Origin of the sequence: Streptomyces marokkonensis, assembly GCF_039539045.1 — a bacterium.
In the GTDB taxonomy this organism is placed as follows: Bacteria; Actinomycetota; Actinomycetes; order Streptomycetales; family Streptomycetaceae; genus Streptomyces; species Streptomyces marokkonensis.
Genome location: NZ_BAABCQ010000076.1, coordinates 1 through 16,573, shown reverse-complemented (window position 1 = coordinate 16,573; position 16,573 = coordinate 1). Strand labels below are relative to the sequence as shown.

General features: G+C 71.9%; 13 protein-coding genes. 5 read left to right on the top strand and 8 right to left on the bottom strand.

The genetic code is table 11. From position 1 onward, the window contains the following. Positions 1-77 precede the first annotated feature (77 nt). On the top strand, positions 78-911 hold the full coding sequence (locus tag ABEA26_RS19860; protein WP_345594010.1) for an alpha/beta fold hydrolase: 834 nt from the start codon (positions 78-80) through the stop codon (positions 909-911). A gap of 84 nt (positions 912-995) precedes the next feature. Here ABEA26_RS19860 and ABEA26_RS19855 read toward each other — a convergent pair whose 3' ends face one another. After that, the gene (locus tag ABEA26_RS19855) at positions 996-1,199 is read right to left on the bottom strand and encodes a cold-shock protein (protein WP_003978336.1); all 204 of its coding nucleotides are present in this window, start codon (positions 1,197-1,199) and stop codon (positions 996-998) included. A gap of 446 nt (positions 1,200-1,645) precedes the next feature. Here ABEA26_RS19855 and ABEA26_RS19850 point away from each other — a divergent pair, with 446 nt between their 5' ends. Beyond that, on the top strand, positions 1,646-2,410 hold the full coding sequence (locus tag ABEA26_RS19850; protein WP_345594007.1) for a hypothetical protein: 765 nt from the start codon (positions 1,646-1,648) through the stop codon (positions 2,408-2,410). 729 nt (positions 2,411-3,139) lie between these two features. Next, positions 3,140-4,225: a GNAT family N-acetyltransferase gene (locus tag ABEA26_RS19845; protein ID WP_345594005.1), complete on the top strand. Its 1,086-nt coding sequence runs from the start codon at positions 3,140-3,142 to the stop codon at positions 4,223-4,225. 91 nt (positions 4,226-4,316) lie between these two features. Here ABEA26_RS19845 and ABEA26_RS19840 read toward each other — a convergent pair whose 3' ends face one another. After that, positions 4,317-5,741 carry a Gfo/Idh/MocA family protein gene (locus tag ABEA26_RS19840; protein ID WP_345594003.1) on the bottom strand — a complete coding sequence of 475 codons (1,425 nt, stop codon included), beginning with the start codon at positions 5,739-5,741 and terminating at the stop codon, positions 4,317-4,319. Positions 5,742-6,072: 331 nt separating this feature from the next. Next, a complete protein-coding gene (locus tag ABEA26_RS19835) occupies positions 6,073-6,294 on the bottom strand; it encodes a hypothetical protein (protein ID WP_345594001.1) in 222 nt (73 codons plus the stop codon). Between the two features lie 504 nt (positions 6,295-6,798). On the opposite strand from ABEA26_RS19835, the gene ABEA26_RS19830 reads away from it, so the two are divergent. After that, a complete protein-coding gene (locus ABEA26_RS19830) occupies positions 6,799-9,438 on the top strand; it encodes a SpoIIE family protein phosphatase (RefSeq protein ID WP_345593999.1) in 2,640 nt (879 codons plus the stop codon). Positions 9,439-9,447: 9 nt separating this feature from the next. Here ABEA26_RS19830 and ABEA26_RS19825 read toward each other — a convergent pair whose 3' ends face one another. From ABEA26_RS19825 to ABEA26_RS19815, 3 genes are read right to left on the bottom strand one after another with little or no spacing between them, the layout of a single operon-like run. After that, on the bottom strand, positions 9,448-11,427 hold the full coding sequence (locus ABEA26_RS19825) for an alkyl/aryl-sulfatase (RefSeq protein ID WP_345593997.1): 1,980 nt from the start codon (positions 11,425-11,427) through the stop codon (positions 9,448-9,450). 36 nt (positions 11,428-11,463) lie between these two features. Further along, positions 11,464-12,639, bottom strand: a complete 1,176-nt coding sequence (locus ABEA26_RS19820; protein WP_345593995.1) for an acyl-CoA dehydrogenase family protein — start codon at positions 12,637-12,639, stop codon at positions 11,464-11,466. Positions 12,640-12,689: 50 nt separating this feature from the next. Beyond that, positions 12,690-14,264, bottom strand: a complete 1,575-nt coding sequence (locus ABEA26_RS19815) for a class I adenylate-forming enzyme family protein (protein ID WP_345593994.1) — start codon at positions 14,262-14,264, stop codon at positions 12,690-12,692. A gap of 254 nt (positions 14,265-14,518) precedes the next feature. Here ABEA26_RS19815 and ABEA26_RS19810 point away from each other — a divergent pair, with 254 nt between their 5' ends. Beyond that, the gene (locus tag ABEA26_RS19810; RefSeq protein WP_345593992.1) at positions 14,519-15,115 is read left to right on the top strand and encodes a TetR/AcrR family transcriptional regulator; all 597 of its coding nucleotides are present in this window, start codon (positions 14,519-14,521) and stop codon (positions 15,113-15,115) included. Between the two features lie 37 nt (positions 15,116-15,152). Here ABEA26_RS19810 and ABEA26_RS19805 read toward each other — a convergent pair whose 3' ends face one another. Then, complete coding sequence (locus ABEA26_RS19805) at positions 15,153-15,668, bottom strand: MFS transporter (protein WP_345593989.1); 516 nt, start codon at positions 15,666-15,668, stop codon at positions 15,153-15,155. 18 nt (positions 15,669-15,686) lie between these two features. Further along, the gene (locus tag ABEA26_RS19800; protein ID WP_345593988.1) at positions 15,687-16,433 is read right to left on the bottom strand and encodes an MFS transporter; all 747 of its coding nucleotides are present in this window, start codon (positions 16,431-16,433) and stop codon (positions 15,687-15,689) included. Between the last annotated feature and the right edge of the window lie 140 nt (positions 16,434-16,573).

Genomic DNA, 16,573 nt, shown 5'->3' with positions numbered 1-16,573 from the left:
GCGCCACGTCCGGACTATGTGGCGCCGACCGCCGAGCGCTCACCACCCGGCCCGCTCGACCGACAGGAGCAGTATCCATGCCCGAATGGCCGTTGCCCGAGACGTTCCCCAGCGGTTCCGGGGCCGTCCGCTGGAACCGGCTGGGCGGAGCGGACCGGCCACCGCTGGTCCTGCTGCACGGCACGCCGTTCTCCTCGTACGTCTGGCGCGCGGTGGCCCGTTCGCTGGCGCGTGAGCACCAGGTGTTCGTCTGGGACATGCCCGGCTACGGCATGTCGGAGAAGTCCGCGGGCCAGGACGTGTCCCTCGCCGCCCAGGGCCGGGTGTTCACCGAGCTGCTGAGCCACTGGGGCCTTCAGGAGCCTCTCGTGGTCGCCCACGACTTCGGCGGTGCCGTCGCTCTGCGGGCCCATCTGCTGCACGACGCCGCATACCGGGCCCTGGCCCTGGTCGATCCGGTCGCGCTGGCACCGTGGGGTTCGCCGTTCTTCCGGCTGGTCCGCGACCACGCCGAGGTCTTCGAGCAGTTGCCCCCGGCGCTCCATGAGGCGCTGGTGCGCGAGTATGTGGCTTCCACCGGTGGTCCGGGGCTGCACCCGGTGGTCCTGGAACGGCTCGTCGGCCCCTGGCTCGGCGAGTCGGGGCAGCCTGCCTTCTACCGGCAGATCGCCCAGGCGGATCAGCGGTACACCGACGAGATCCAGGACCGGTACGCCGGTATCGGTGTCCCGACGGTGATCTGCTGGGGCGAGGAGGACGCCTGGATCCCCGTGGCGAAGGGGCGCGAACTGGCCGCCACCGTCCCCGGTGCCAGGTGGGAGCCGATCGCCCACGCGGGGCATCTCGTGCAGGAGGACGCGCCCGCCGAGCTCACGGCCGCGCTGCTCGACTTCCTTCGCCGCGTTCCCTGACTCTCGCGCGGCGATGTGCCGCGGGGCAGGGTGCCCGGGGAACCAGCGTTCCCGGGCACCCTGCCCCGTTCGGCGACCTCCCGGTCAGGCGGGGGTGATGTTCTCCGCCTGCGGGCCCTTCTGGCCCTGGGTGATGTCGAAGGTGACGGCCTGGCCTTCCTGCAGCTCGCGGTAGCCCTGGGCGTTGATGTTGGAGTAGTGCGCGAAGACGTCGGGGCCGCCCCCGTCCTGCGCGATGAAGCCGAAGCCCTTTTCAGAGTTGAACCACTTGACGGTTCCGCTGGCCATGCCCTTGCCTTTCAGCCGATATCGGATCCGCACCGTGCGAACCCGGAGGTGGTCGTCCTGGTCCTCCGGCATTGCACAGCAAACCGCCCGCACTCCGGCGCGGGCGGTCTGGGCGAACCACGACATCTGCTGCTGACGCTACACGGCATATCCGAGCCTCACCAGTGAGTAAGGGGTGTGAGCGGCAACGATGTTGCGACTCGGAGTCCGTTACGGCGTGCAGGAGCACGTCACACCCGGTCATCAGCCGCGCAAGGCACAAAAGGCGCTACTCACCTCCTCCTCGGTGACCGCTCGACGGTGGCCCCGATGCCGTGGCGTCCGCCGGGGCGCGGGCGACGACGATCGTCCCTGCGCCATACGGGGGATACGGCGAGGCGGCCGCACGACCCGGTTCCGTAAGTGGTCTAGCAATGAGTAGTCCACCCACGGAGTCGGAGATCGATATGACCGTCAGGAAAGCGCTGGCCCTTGTGATCGGCGCTGTCATGTGCACCGGCGTGCTGGGAACCGGCTGCGCCCAGCAGCAGTCGGGCGCCTCCTTGCAGGACTCGCAGACGCCCGGCCGGTCCGCGTCGCAGCCGGCCTCCCCGCTGCCCGCTCCCCCTCGCTCCTTTCCCCGCCCCCTTCCCGGGATCGGACCGGTGACGCGGGCCCGTGTTCCGGACGCCTCCCGGCAGGCCCTGGTGGTCACGGGCGCGACGGAGAGTTCGTCCGAGGCCAGGGCGGTGCTCTACGAGCGGTACCCCGCCCGGGGCTGGCGCGCCGTCGCCGGTCCCTGGCCCGCCCACAACGGGCTGCGCGGCTGGACCGACGACCACGAGGCGGGCGACCTGCACACGCCCATCGGCGTCTTCGGGCTCAGTGACGCGGGAGGCCGGCTGCCCGACCCGGGGACCCTGCTCCCCTACGACCGGGATCCGCAGTTCGCCGTGTCGGGCACCGGGCATCTCGGCGAGCCGCTGGAGGGTTCGTTCGACTACGTGATCGCCATCGACTACAACCGGGTGCCCGGCACCACCCCGCTGGACAAGACCCGCCCGCTGGGCGAGGACAAGGGCGGCGGGGTGTGGATCCACGTGGACCACGACGGGCCGACCAACGCCTGCGTGTCCCTGAGCGCGGAGCACATGCGTGCGCTGCTCAACGGACTGGACCCGGACAAGGAGCCGGTCGTCGTCATGGGACCGGAGTCGGTCCTGGCGCAGTAGCACGGCCCCCGGGCGTCCACCCGTCCTGGACGCCAGGTGCGAGTCCGCTGCGTAGCACCGCGTCCCGCGGGCCGAGCCGGACGTACCGGTTCGTGTCACGCGGGCTTGACCGGGCGGGTCGCGCTCGGCCTATTGGAGACACAACTGGGCGTATTCGGGGGACTGCTCCAGTGTTGGCCCGTATGTCAGCCCCCGGCCGGGACGCAGGTCAGGAGTCCGACAGTGCGGCGTCGATGGGCAGCGGCGGCAGTTCTGCTGGCATGGGCGCTGCTGCATCTCGTCGCCGCCCGGCCACCGGGGCTCGGGGAGCCGGTGGCGGACCGTGACACGGCGGCGATATCGACAGTGATCACGGCGACAGTGGCGGTGGCGGTCGAGTCGGCCGGGGAACCGTGCCCGCGCGAAGGGGATCCGTCGCCCCGTCAGGTCGCCGCCCGGTCGCCGAGGACCGCGGGAACGGTCGGGACCGGCGACGGCACGGCCGCCCGCGCCCCGGCCCGGACAGACGCCGCGTGGCAGGACGGCAAGTACCTTCGCCCGCCGGGGCCGCGCGGCGGGCCGGGAGCGGACGAGACCTCCTCAGGTGGACCCGAATCGCGCACGTATCGGTGCTGAACAACGGCGGTACCGACAAGGCCTGCGCCGCGCGGCCCGAGTACTGCCCGCCGACACGCGGTCCCCGGCAGGCCTTCATGTGTCCGGAGTGACGACGACGCAGGAGGCAGGCGAATGTCCGAGAGGCGCATAGACGTGGTCGGGGCCGGAGAACTCGGCGCGGACGACCGGAAGATGTGGCGGGATCTCAGAACCGCCTCCTCAGCCCCGGCGAATCCGTTCATGGACCCGGCGTTCACCGCGGCGGTCGGGCTGGTCAGGCCGCGGGCCAGGGTCGCGGTGCTGCGGGACGGCGGGACACCCGTCGGGTACTTCCCGCATGAGCGGGGCTTCGCGGGGCGGGGGCGGGCCATCGGACTCGGGGTGTCGGACAGTCAGGGCGTCGTGCTGCGCGAGGGCGTCCGCCTCGACGCCCGCGCACTGCTGCGGGCCTGTGCCCTCACGTCCTGGGAGTTCGACAGTCTTGAGGCCGGTCAGGACACGTTCCTGCCCCACGCCTCCGAGGCACTCGCCTCCCCTGTCGTCGACCTCGGTGACGGATTCGGGCGGTACCCGGAGAGGCTGCGCCGCGGTTCCCCGGGCTTCCTCAGGCAGACCCTCGCCAAGGAGCGCAAGCTCGCCCGTCAGGTCGGCGAGGTGCGCTTCGTGTACGACGACCGGGATCCCGGCGCGCTGCGGGCGCTCAAGCGGTGGAAGTCCGCCCAGTACCGGCGAACGGGCCGCCGGGACCGGTTCGCCCAGGCGTGGATCACCCGGCTGGTGGACCTGCTCGCCCGGAGCGACGATGCCGAGTGCCGTGGGATGACGTCCGTGCTCTACGCCGACGGACGTCCCGTGGCCGCCCACTTCGGGCTGCGCTCGCCCACGGTCCTGTCCTGGTGGTTCCCGGCGTACGACCGGGCGTACGGCAAGTACTCCCCCGGGCTCGTACTGCTGTCGCGGATGCTGGAGTCGGCTGCCGCCGACGGGATCGAGCTGGTCGACCTGGGGAGCGGGCCGGCGCGGTACAAGGAGTCGTTCAAGACACGTGACCTGAGGGTGCACGCGGGCGCCGTGGTCCGCCCGGGGCCGGGCGGCGCCCTCCACCTCCTGGGTCGAGAGCCGGTTCGAGCCGCCCGCCGCTTCGTACGCGACCGGCCGCGGCTGGCCCGCACCGCTGCGCGGACGCTGGAGGAGCTGGGGCGGTTGCGCGACCGTTGACGCTCCGTCGGAAGCGTGTGCCGCGGCGCTCCGCCACGGCACACGATCGCTCCCCGTGTGCCGTGGCCGGGACCCGCACCGGGGACGGTGCTCAGCCGACGGGCGGCATGTCGGTGGGTGTGGAGTCGAGGCCCGGCCTGCGCTCACGCCAGGCACCGCGGGTGAAGTCGGGGATCTCCACCGGACGGCCGTCCTTGGCCAGCGACCTGACGCTCAGCGGAACGGGTGCGCACCAGGCGGCCGAGTCGTAGACGTCGATGTCCGGCACCAGTCCCGCCCGCATCAGCTGGACGGTGCGCCACTGCAGCATGTAGTCCATGCCGCCGTGGCCGCCGTTGTTCGCCGCGTCGTCACCGACCTTCCGCCACAGCCAGTGGTCGTACTCCTTGCGGTAGGTCTCGAAGTCGCGCCAGGTGTGGCCGTCGTGGTCCGGTTCGACGTAGATCCGGGCCCCGGTCGGGGAGGGTCCCGCGTAGTCCTCGACGATGCCGCGGCTGCCGGCGAGGGTGTTGATCCGGCTGTACGGCCGGGGCGAACTCACGTCGTGCTCCGCCCGGATCGTCCTGCCCTTCTCCGTTTCGATCACGCAGGTGACCAGGTCACCGTTGATGTAGGTCTCTTTCCAGGAGGGGTGGCCCCTGGGGACGAAACGCGCACGGTAGTCGGCCAGTCCCCTGGGAGCCGTCGCGGTGGCGCGCAGCGTGGTCATGCGGTCGCCGCGGTTGATGTCCATCGCCGCGGCGATCGGCGCCAGCCCGTGCATGGGATAGAAGGAGGCGGCGCTTCGGGTGTGCCACAGGCGCCGCCAGGAGTCCGTGTAGTAGGTGTCGGAGAAGAGGAGTTCCCGCAGGTCGTGTAGGTAGCCGCCGTGGCCGTTGGTGACGTCCCCGAACAGGCCGTCGTGCGCTGCCCTGAGCATGGCCAGCTCGTTGCGGCCGTAGTTGCAGTTCTCGGACAGGAGAAGGTGCCTGCGGGTGCGCTCCGAGGTCTCGACCAGGTCCCACAGCTGGCGCAGTTCGGTCGCGATGGGGAGCTCCACCACGGCGTGTCTGCCACTGAGCAGTGCCTCCCTGCCCTGCTCGTAGTGGAACTCCCACGGCGTGGCGACGTACACCATGTCGATGTCGTCCCGTTCGAGCATCCGGACGTAGGAGTCGGCCGAGCCGCCGTACTCGGCGGGGCGTGGCCTGCCCTTGCCCTCCAGACGGTCGGCGGCGCGTTTCGCGCGGTCGGCGCGGATGTCGCAGACGGCGGTCACAGTGCAGCCGGGGACGGCCGCCCAACCGGTGATCATGCCGCTGCCCCGGTTGCCGAGACCGATCACACCGACGCGGACGGTTCTGTGGGCGTCGAACGGGACGCCGATCATCGACTTCTGGCCGGGCCTGCGGCGGGGCGCCTGCTCGGCCGCCGCGGACGCGGACGGGGCCGACGCGGTCATCCCGGCGGCGAGCGCGCCGGTGGCGACGGCACCACCCAGGAGCAGTCGGCGTGAGACAGCGGGCGTTTCGGACATGACGGCAACACTCCTCGTGGGCGGTGGCATCACGGTCGGGGCACTGTCGGACGGTGACGAGCACAGACGAGCGCGGTGGAGCGGTGGAGCGGTGGGGCTCGCGCGGTGGAGCGCGGTCGGGCAGGCCGGGCAGGCCGAGCTGTCGAACGCTTTCGGGGCAAAACTCTGCGGGCTCAACAGTTGCATGTCAATACGTGCTCGATACATAGCTGTTCCGAGCAACTCCGCGCACCGGAAGGGTGCCGCATTCAGTCCCGCGCCACCCCTCAAAAGGAGGCGGGGTCCGGTCGCGCGGGCCCGGAGTGAGCCCTCCCGAACCTGGCGGGGACGGTCAGAACAGCCGTTCCTGGGCGGGCGAGGTCCCTGACCGCCGGTTCCGGCGCGGGGCACTCAGTGCCGGCGCCGTGTCCCCGAACAGAGGTGCCGTGCCGTACTCGTCCGGCTCGGCGGGGACGGTGGTGGGACCGGTACCTACGTTGAGGACCAGTGGGGCGTCCCGGTCGAAATCACCCGGCGTCATCGCCACCCACTCACGGTCCTGCCGCTCACCCACGCACCGACACCTCTCTCGCGCCGCCCGCCGCGACCACGCGACGCTACCAGCCCTGCGGCAGCCCGTTGATCCCGGCTCCCGCCTGACTCGTCTCCATCGTTCCCGGGCGACCGGCAGCCGACGCGTCATGGCTGTTTCCGCGTGGAACGAGCCGCCCTCGCTGATGTTCACGCCGTCGCGCTGCAGCCGGGTCGTGGCGGGGAGGCCGCCGCGCATCCGCCGTGTCGTCCGGGCATCGGAACGGGCCCGCCGTACCGTCGCGGTGGTCACCATCGACTCATGGCGCCCACCCGCCCCGGCGGCGCGCACTGGCGCGGCCCCGCGTACGGGGGAGAACGCGGGGCCGCACCAGCAAGCTATCGGAGTAATCCCCCGGCGGCCAGACCCGGCTGCCGGTTGAACACCGCAAGGCGTCACCCGGCCGGCGGACATCACGTCGATTCGGCCGGGGCGCGCACGCATGGCGCGCTGCGAGGCCCGCCGTGCGGGGCCCACACTGATGACATGGGCTACCTCGATCCACCGACGGCGGTGTCACGGCGTTTTTCCGAGGGGCCGGTGAGCGCGTCGGCGGCTCGGCGGTTCGTGCGCGCCGCGCTGGACGACGTCGCCTCGGAACTGGTGGACACCGCGGAGCTTCTGGTCAGCGAGTTGGTCACCAACGCGGTGCTGCACGCGCGCACCGAGGTCGAGGTGGCGGTGTCACGCCGCGACGGCCGGGTGCGCGTAGGGGTCGGTGACCGTCGGCCGAGCCGTGGGCTCGTACCACCGTATTGCCCGCCGTACGCCGGCACGGGCCAGGGGCTGGCCCTGGTGGAGCAGTTGGCCTCGCGGCACGGGGTCGAGGCCGACGACGAGCGCAAGACGGTGTGGTTCGAGCTGTGGCCGGACGGGCCGCCGCCTCCGTCGTCCGGGTGGGAGACGGCCGTACCGCCGTGTCCCTCGGAACAGGCGGTGACGCTCGTCGACGTACCGAGTGCCCTGGACTCGGCGTGTCGGCAGCACCGGCACGCGGTACTGCGCGAACTGTCCCTCGCCGCGTCCGCCGGAGATCTCCTGGAGATGTCGCCCGAGGACCTCACGGCGGCCCACGACATCAACAACGTGATCAGCGCCTGCATGACGGCCGCGCTGGAGGAACCCCTACCCGAGTCGGACCTCCGCACCCTGCTCCTGGCGCTGCCGGCCGACGCCGCGCCCGCGGTGCGAGCCCTGCGCCGCGTGCTCGACCTGGCCGAGGAGCGGGCTCGGGAGGAACGGCTGCTCACGCTCCCGGTGCTGCCGCGCGGCCGTGCCTTCCAGGACTGGCTCTTCGACCAGATCGCGGGACAGCTGACCGGGGACCGTCCCACCGCGTGGACCGTGATGCCCCGCGAACCGGAGGTCAGCTCCGCCGAGGTCGTGCCGTGGGACGCCGGTCAGGTACGGGGCAGCAGGGTCCCGACCATCGCCGCCGACGAGGGCAACCGGATCATCGCGGCGAACGGACCGGCTGCGGAGCTGCTGGGCTGGGGACCGGACGACCTCGTCGGACGCAGGCTCACCACGCTCATCCCCGAACACCTGCGCCGACGGCACACGGCGGCGTTCACCTCGATGCTGCTCACCGGGCGCACCCGGATCGTGGGCCGCTCCGTGCCGCTTCCGGCGCTGCACCGTGACGGCGGGATGGTTCCGGTGCGGCTGTACATCCAGACGCAGGAGACCGCCGACGGCCGCACCGTCTTCGTCGCCCAGCTCACTCCGCGGGCGACCACTCCCCTCGACGTGCCGAAGTCCAAGACCAGGAGCCCGCAGGCGCCGGCCCGTGAACCCGGCGGAGGCCGCCCGTCAGCGACCGCCCCGGAGCGCGGCAGGAGGGCGGGCGGTGCCGAGCACGGCATGTCGGCGCTGAACCGGCTGTCCCTCCTGGCCGACCTGGGAGCGGAGCTCAGCAACACCCTGGACCTGGAGGAGGGGCTGCGGTGCGCCGGCCGGCTGCTGACGCGGCGGCTGGCCGACTGGTGCGTGGTGGATCTGTTCACCGAGCACGCCCAGGTGGACCGGGTCTGTGTCGTCCACCGGGACCCCCGGGGCCTGCGCCCCTCGGCCCACGAGGGCAGGCTCCCGCCGGTCTCCGAGGAATCGCGCGGTCCGCTGGCCCGTGTGCTGCGTGGCGCGGGGCCTCTGCTGCTCCCCGACGCTCCGCCACCGGGCCAGGCCGACAGCGCGCTGGACCGGAACTACCTGGAGCTGTTCCGCGAACTCGGTGCGGGCAGCGCCGTCGTCGCTCCGCTGCGGGCCCGCCGCAAGATCCTCGGCGCCCTGACCCTGACCCGGGCTGCGGGTGGGCGGCCGTTCACCGAGGAGGACCTGACGCTGGCCGACGACCTGGTGCACAGCCTGGCGCTGGGGGTGGACAACGCACGCCTGTACCAGGACACCCACTCCATCGCCGAACGGCTTCAGCGCTCCCTGCTGCCGGTCCTGCCCGAGGTCGAGGGTCTGCGGCTGGCCGCCCGCTACGCCGCCTCCTCCACCACCGCGCAGGTCGGTGGGGACTGGTACGACAGCTTCGTCCTGCCCAAGGGGGACGCCGTCGTCGTCATCGGTGACGTCACGGGGCACAATCTCGACGCGGCCATCGCCATGAGCCAGTTGCGCAGCATGCTCCGCGGCATCGCCGTGGACCGCCAGGAGCCGCCCGCCGAGGTGCTGCGCCGGCTGGACCTGGCGAACCACAGTCTGCACCGGGAGGCCACCGCCACCTGCGTCTACGGCGTGATCAAGGGCTCCGCGCAAGGCCCCTGGGAGCTGAAGCACTCCTCCGCCGGTCATCTGCCGCCCCTGCTGACCACCCGGGAGGGCGAGACCCGTTACCTCGAAGACGGCGCCGGCCTGCTCCTCGGCATGGATCCCGACGTGCACAGGTCCACGGCCCGCCACGCGCTGCCGGCCCACTCGACGCTGCTGCTGTACACCGACGGCCTCATCGAGCGCCGCGACGAATCCCTCGACGACGCCCTGGACCGGCTGCGCGTGCACGCCGCCGACCTGGCCCGCGAGCCCCTCGACACGTTCTGCGACGAGTTGCTGATCGGCCTGGGGGCCGACAGCGCCGACGACATCGCCGTCCTCGCCGTCCGCCCCACGCCGCCCGGGTGACCGCGTGCGTCAGGGGGTGACGATCGGAAACCGGGGATCGGGACGCTCCATGAGGCTGCCCAGGGTGGTCAGGGCCGTGATGTCGCCGGCCGTGGCGATCTCGCCGGCCGCGACGGCTTCGGCGAACGTGGTCGCGCGGCCGACGACCGCGTCGAGCGTGGCACGGGTCAGGCGCAGGGTGAGGTGGGGGCTCTCGCCGAGCGGTGCGTCGCCGGGCATCGGGGTGAGCGCGCCGTTGGACAGCAGCAGGGTCCAGCAGTCGACGGTGGGATCCCGTGGGTCGTCGGTGAGCTCCCAGCGCAGGAGGAGACGTCCGGCCTCTGCGGCGCGGGGGCCGTCGACGCGTACGGCCATGGACTGGAAGATCTGCTCCACGGTCAGCGCGCCGATGATGCCGGACGCTCCGCGGCCCGGGCCCGCGAGGACTCCGTCGCGCAGTTCGGCGGCGCCGGTGAGGTAGAAGTTGCGCCAGGGGCCGCACTCGGAGCCGTGGCCAAGCCGTTCGAAGGTCTCGGCCTGGAGGGCGCGTGCCTCCGCGTGGCCGGGATCGGCGAACAGGACGTGGTTCAGTACCTCGGCGGCCCAGCGCAGGTCGCCGCTGTCGTAGGAGGCACGTGCCTTGGTGACCACGGCGTCCGCGCCGCCCATGAACTCGGTGTAGCGCAGGGCCGCTTCGCGGGGCGGGTGCTGCCACAGGTGGGCGGGGTTGCCGTCGAACCAGCCCATGTAACGCTGGTAGACGGCCTTGGCGTTGTGGCTGAGGGAACCGTAGTGGCCGCCGATGTGCGGGCGTCGCTCCAGGGCGGGCGGGAAGCGCAGCTGCTCCGCGATCTCCGCGCCGGTGTGCCCGGCGTTGATGAGGCGCACGCACTGGTCGTGCAGGTAGGCGTAGGCGTCGCGCTGCTCCTCCAGGAAGCGTACGGCGCGTTCCTGGCCCCAGGTGGGCCAGTGGTGGGAGGCGAAGACCACGTCGGTGGCGTCGGCGAACAGGCGGAGGGTCTCGGTGAGGTACCGGGCCCAGGCGCTGGGGTCGCGGACCAGGGCGCCGCGCAGGGTGAGGACGTTGTGCAGGGTGTGGCAGGCGTTCTCCGCCACGCAGAGCAACCGCAGATCGGGGAAGTGGATGTTCATCTCCGCCGGGGCCTCGGTGCCCGGGGTGAGCTGGAAGATCATGCGGACGCCGTCGACGGTCTCGGTCTGACCGGTGGTGTGGACGTCGAGGTTGGGGGCGATGAGGCCGGCGCTGCCCAGGGAGGTGGTCTGGCCGAGACCGCAGCCGATCTGGCCCTCGGGGCCCTTGGGCAGGGCGGCGCCGTACATGTAGAGCGAGCGGCGTGCCATCGCGGGGCCGGTGATGACGTTCTCACCGGCCGCGTGGGCGAGGAAACCGGCGGGCGCGATCACCGGGAGCCGTCCGTCGGTGGCGTCCTTCGGGTCGGCGACGCCGTGGACGCCGCCGAAGTGGTCGATGTGCGAGTGGGTGTAGAGGACGGCGGTCACCGGGCGGTCGCCGCGGTGCTCCCGGTACAGGGCCAGGGCGGCTGCGGCCACCTCGGCGCTGATCAGGGGGTCGACGACGAGGACGCCCCGGTCGCCCTCTACGAAGGTGATGTTGGACAGGTCGAGTCCGCGGACCTGGTAGACGCCCGGCACCACCTCGTACAGGCCCTGCTTCGCGGTCAGGCGGCTCTGCCGCCACAGGGACGGCCGCGCGGTGGGCGGGCAGTCGTCGTCCAGGAACGCGTAGGCGTCGGCGTCCCAGACGGTGCGGCCCGCCGCGTCGTGCACCACGCCCGGCCGGAGCCGCGCGACGAACCCGCGATCCGCGTCGGCGAGGTCCTGGTCGTCGTCCGGGAGACGGCCGAGGCCGACGGGGCCGGTGGAGGCAGTGGGGGGCTCGGCGCCGGCGGGAGCGGTAGAACCGGCGGGGCTGACGGGGCTGACGGGGCTGACAGGGGTGGTGGGGCTGTCGGGGGTGGGGCCGGGCATGGGGGTTTCCTCGGAGTGGTGTGACGTACGGGCGGGTCAGGCCAGAGTGGCGAGGCCCTTGGCGATTCCGTTGCGCTGGATCTCCGAGGTGCCGGTCAGCACCCGGAACATGCGCATCCTGCGGAAGAGGTACTCGATCTCGTGGCCCTGTGTCAGTCCGTCCTTGCCGTGGATCTGAACGGCCTGGTCGAGGAGACGGAAGGCTGACTCGGCGACGAAGAGCTTGCACATGAACGCCTCGGTGCGCACGTCGTCGCCGCGGTCGAGGGCGGCCAGCGCGGCGTACGTCATGGAGCGCGCGGCGTAGAGGTCGGCGGCCATGTCGGCGAGTTTGTGCTGGATGGCCTGGAGAGCGAGCAGGGGTTTGCCGTTGACGGTGCGCGACAGGGCGCGGTCGCGGGTGAGCCTCAGGGCGCGGCGGGCGGCACCGATCGCCGAGGGGCAGTGCAGCAGGCGGTTGACCGTGACCCGGCCAAGGGCGATGCGCAGGCCCTTGCCCTCCTCGCCGAGGAGGGCCGCGCCCGGGACCCGGCAGTCGTCGAGGACGATGTCGCTCTCGATGTGTTCGCCGGACATCGGGGTGGCGCCGTCGGTGACGCGGCAGCCGGGGCTGTCCAGGTCGACGAGGAAGGCGGAGTAGGACTCCTCGGCGTCCGCCATCCGGGCCACGACGATGGCGAAGTCGGCGAACGGCCCGGCGGAGCTGAACACTTTGTGCCCGGTGAGGCGGTAGCCGTCGCCGTCCCGGACGGCGGTGGTGCGCATGGCGCGCACGTCGGATCCGGCGTCCGCCTCGGTGAGGGAGAAGCAGCAGGCGCGTTCACCCCTGACCAAGGGCAGGAGGTGGGTGTCGAGTTGGCGGGGGGTGGCGTGGCGGAGGATGTCCCCGGCGCGCAGCGGGCCGCCCATGTCGCCCAGGACACTGTGACCGAGCACGCGTCCGGAGGCGGAGACCTCCTCCTTGAGCACGGCGAGCTGGGTGTACGTCAGGGCCTGGCCGCCGTACTCCTCGGGGAGGTGGATGCCGTAGAAACCGAGTTCGCGGCAGCGCTTCCAGACCGGTTCGAGGTCGGCGCGGGTGAGGCGGGAGGTGTGGGTGATGCCGTTGTCGTGTTCGTACTGGGCGAGTTCGCCGTCCAGGTACGCGCGCAGGCGGGGCACGAGGTCGGCGAGGCACGGGTCGTCGGGGACCGGGCTGAAGGAGAAGGTCATGGTGTGGTGCTCCGGGTCACGGGTTTCGGTCGGTTCGGTGCACGGTCGGCTCAGTGCACGCGGCGGGTGGCGTGCGCCCAGTACGGTTCGCGGACGGCCTTGCGGTCGAGCTTGCCGTTGCGGTTGTGCGGGAGTTCGCCGACGAAGTCGACCGTGCGCGGCTTCTTGAAGCGGTCCAGGCGCAGGGCGCAGAAGTCGGCCAGTTCGCCAGCGGTGACCGGGGTGCCGGGGCGGGTGACGACGACGGCCTTGACCGCCTCGCCCCACTTCTCGTCCGGGACGCCGATCACGCAGGCCTCCTGCACGGCGGGATGCTCGTACAGGACGGTCTCGACCTCGGTGCTGTAGATGTTGAACCCACCGGAGATGATCATGTCCTTCTTACGGTCGACGAGGAACAGATAGCCGTCCTCGCGCATCCAGGCGAGGTCTCCGGTGTGCACCCAGCCCTCGCGGAAGGTCTGGGCGGAGAGTTCCGGCGCCCGCCAGTAATGGCGGACGCAGTCGGGTCCACGCACGATGATCTCGCCGACCTCGCGGGGCGGGAGGGGCCTCCCCTGCTCGTCGACGATCCTGACCTCGGTGTCGTAGGCGGCCCGGCCGCAGGACTGCAGGAGTTCGGGGTCGTCGGTGACGGCGCGGGCGATGTCGGCGCCGGACAGACCGGCTACGACGCTGGTCGTCTCGGCCAGGCCGTAGCCCTGGGCGACCACGGGGCCGAACAGGGCGACGGCGTCGCGCAGCCGTTGCGGTGACACCGGGGCCCCGCCGACGCGGACGCTGGTGAGACTGGACAGGTCGCGGTCGGCGGCGCCGGGGTGGGCGAGCACCGCGTTGAGCATGGCCGGGACCAGGAAGGTGGCGGTGACGCGCTCGCGCTCCACGGTGTCCAGGAACGCCTGTGGGCTCCAGCTCGGCAGCACGTGCGTGGTGGAGCCTCCGAAGACGCCGGCCAGCAGGACCATGCCGGTGGCGTGCGTGATGGGGCCGCAGGCCAGGTAGCGGGTGTCGGGACGGGGGCGCGACTCGTCGTTCATCAGGGTCTTGCGCATGTTGGCGAGCCGGTTGCCGAAGGTCTGCACAGCGGCCTTCAGCGCACCCGTGGAACCCGAGGTGAAGTTGAGGACGGCGGGGGCGTCCTCGGCGCACTCCACGGCCACGGGCGCCGCGTCGCCCTCGGCGAGCAGGTCGTCGTACGGCAGTGGTGCGCCGTGGGCCGGGTCGGCGGGCTCCGACATGTCCAGCGCGACCGGAAGGCAGTCGGTGCCGGCCGCCGCCGCGGCCGCCAGGGCGTCCTCGCGGTGCGCCTCGTCGAAGACGAGGACGCGGACGGGGGCGTCGCGCAGGATGTGCTCGATCTCGCCACGGCCGAGCCGGGCGTTGACCGGTACCCGGATCAGCCCGGCCTTGTACAGGGCGAACTCCACCTCGACCAGCTCGCCCCGGTTCCAGGCGAGACAGGCCACGGCGTCGTCGGGTCCCAGCCCGCGCCGGACAAGTGCGGAGGCCAGCCGGTTGGCACGCTCCTCCAGACGGGCGTAGGTCCAGGTCCGGTCGTCACAGACCAGGGCGGGGTGCTCCGGCCAGTGACGGGCGCTGCGCGTGAGATAGATGCCGAGATTCAACGACGGACTCCTGTGCGAATGACGGTGGTTGACGGGTTGTGCGGGTTGCGCCGGTTGGCGGATGCGTGCGCCGGGACGGGCGGTGACACTCCACTTCACTGAACTGGCTGAATGTTTCCAGACAGGTTGTTCGCTAACGCATCGCCTGTCAAGAGTACGTAGACTGACTGCCGCCCGAGCGGACACGTACCGCCGGGCCACAGGGACCGGACAGCGACCGGGCACGGACCGGACAGGAAAGACGGGCGACGGGGATGGCCGAGGACCGACGCATCCGCAAGACGCGCAGGGCACTGCGCGACGCACTCGTGGGACTTGTCCTGGAGAGGGGCTTCACGACGCTGAGCGTCGAGGACATCACCCAGCGCGCGGACGTGGCGCGGGCGACGTTCTACAGCCACTTCCGCGACAAGGACGAGCTGTTCGCCCGGGTCACCCGCGACCTGCTCGACGAACTCGACGAACGGCTGCGCCCGGCGATGGCCGAGACCGCGGTCGGCTTCACCGGCAAGCCGGTGCTGGAAATGCTGGGCCACGCACGGCAGGAGCGCGACCTGTACCGGATCGTGCTGCGGGGCGAGGGCGACGGCAAACCGCTGCGGATGTTCACCGAGGCGTGCGCCAGGGTCGCCGCCGAGGAGTTCCGGGGCCGATCCGAGCGCAACGACGTCAAACCGCGTATCGACGCCGACCTCTTGGCGCGGGTCTGGGTCGGTGAGCAGGTGTCGGTGCTCCAGTGGTGGGTCGAGCACGAGGCGCCGCCGATGCCGGCCGAGGAGGTGGTGCGCATGCTGCTCGACCTCGCCCTGCGCGGCCGTTACTGGGCCACGGGGTTCGACCGGCCGTCCTGACCCGGGCTCGGCCGCCGTCCCCCTCGACCCTCGACCCTCACCCCTCGCCGCCGAGGGCGCGGGCGTCGCGCTCCGGACGGATCGCGGCCATCGCCACCGTGCCACACACGGCCATCACGGCCGCGGACAACAGGAAGGCGATCGAGTATCCCGTGGCCTCGGAGGCCGCGCCGTCCACGAGGCGCCCGGTGAGGTAGGGCACGAACATGCCGGGCAGCGTGCCGGTCGCCGCCACCACCCCGAAGACCGCGCCACGCCGGGCCGCGGGTACGACGGCAGCCGTGGTGACGTAGTGCAGGGGAAGCGCGACCGCGTGACAGGCGAAGGCCACGGCCACCAGCACCAGTTGCAGCGGACGCTGGTCGGTGAAGGACAGCAGGGCCAGCGCCGCGCCGGAGACCAGGACCGCCAGGCCCTGGGCGAAACCGTCGACGGCCCGGCCCGAGGAGCCCCGCCGCCTGCGCCGGTCGACGAACGCCGGGACGGTCAGCAGCAGGACCAGGCTGAGCACGGAGACGGCGCTGATGGTGACCGACGCCCCCGTCGCGGGCATGTCGAGTTGCGTCTGCAGTTAGACCGGTAGCCAGGCGCTGGACATCGCGAGCGCCCAGTGCGAACCGAAGGCGCTGAGGACGCCCCCCACCACGGTGCCGCTGAGCAGCAGCCGGGACAGCGGAGGGGACGACACGACCCCGGGAGGCCGGGCACCGTCGCGCACCTCGGCCTTCCGGGCGGCGGGCGGGGCCTCGTCCGCCTCGACTGCCACCTCCACCGGACCCGCCGCACTACCGTATGGACCGTCCTTGCCGACCGCGTACCAGACGAGGCACCAGGTGGCGCTGGTGATCGCCAGGGCGATGAAGGCCGAGCGCCAGCCTAGGTTCACGATGAGCCAGGTCAGCACCGGCGCCGACACGGCGGTACCCAGGGCCGCGCCGCCGATCTGCAGAGCCGAGGGCATTCCGCGCCGGCCCGGGGGGAACCAGGCGTACAGGGCATGCATGGACATGGACGCGGCAGGCCCCTCCGCGGCTCCCAGCAGCAGCCGCGCCGCGATGAGGGCGGGTACGGACGCCGCCAGGGCCGGCAGCTGCGCGACGGCCCACAGGGCGGCCATGACCAGCAGCAGGGTGCGCGTCGACCACCGGGACGACAGGAGCCCGACGACCAGGCCGGAGACGCTGAACAGCGTGTAGAAGGCGCTTGAGACGAGTCCGTAGGTGCTCTTGTCGATGGCGAGTTCGTCCATCAACGGCACGGCCGCGAGACCGAGTACGGACTTGTCCGCGTAGTTGATCATCATGAAAACGACGACCATCACGAGGATCAGCCAGGCGCGGCGCCGGTCGTACGACGGTTGCGCCGGAGTCTGCGGGGCCCGGGGACGTCGGGAAAGGAGGGGGCGAACGAGCACAGCGGCTCCAGATTCGTTACTGAACTACCTGTCCATTAACCTTC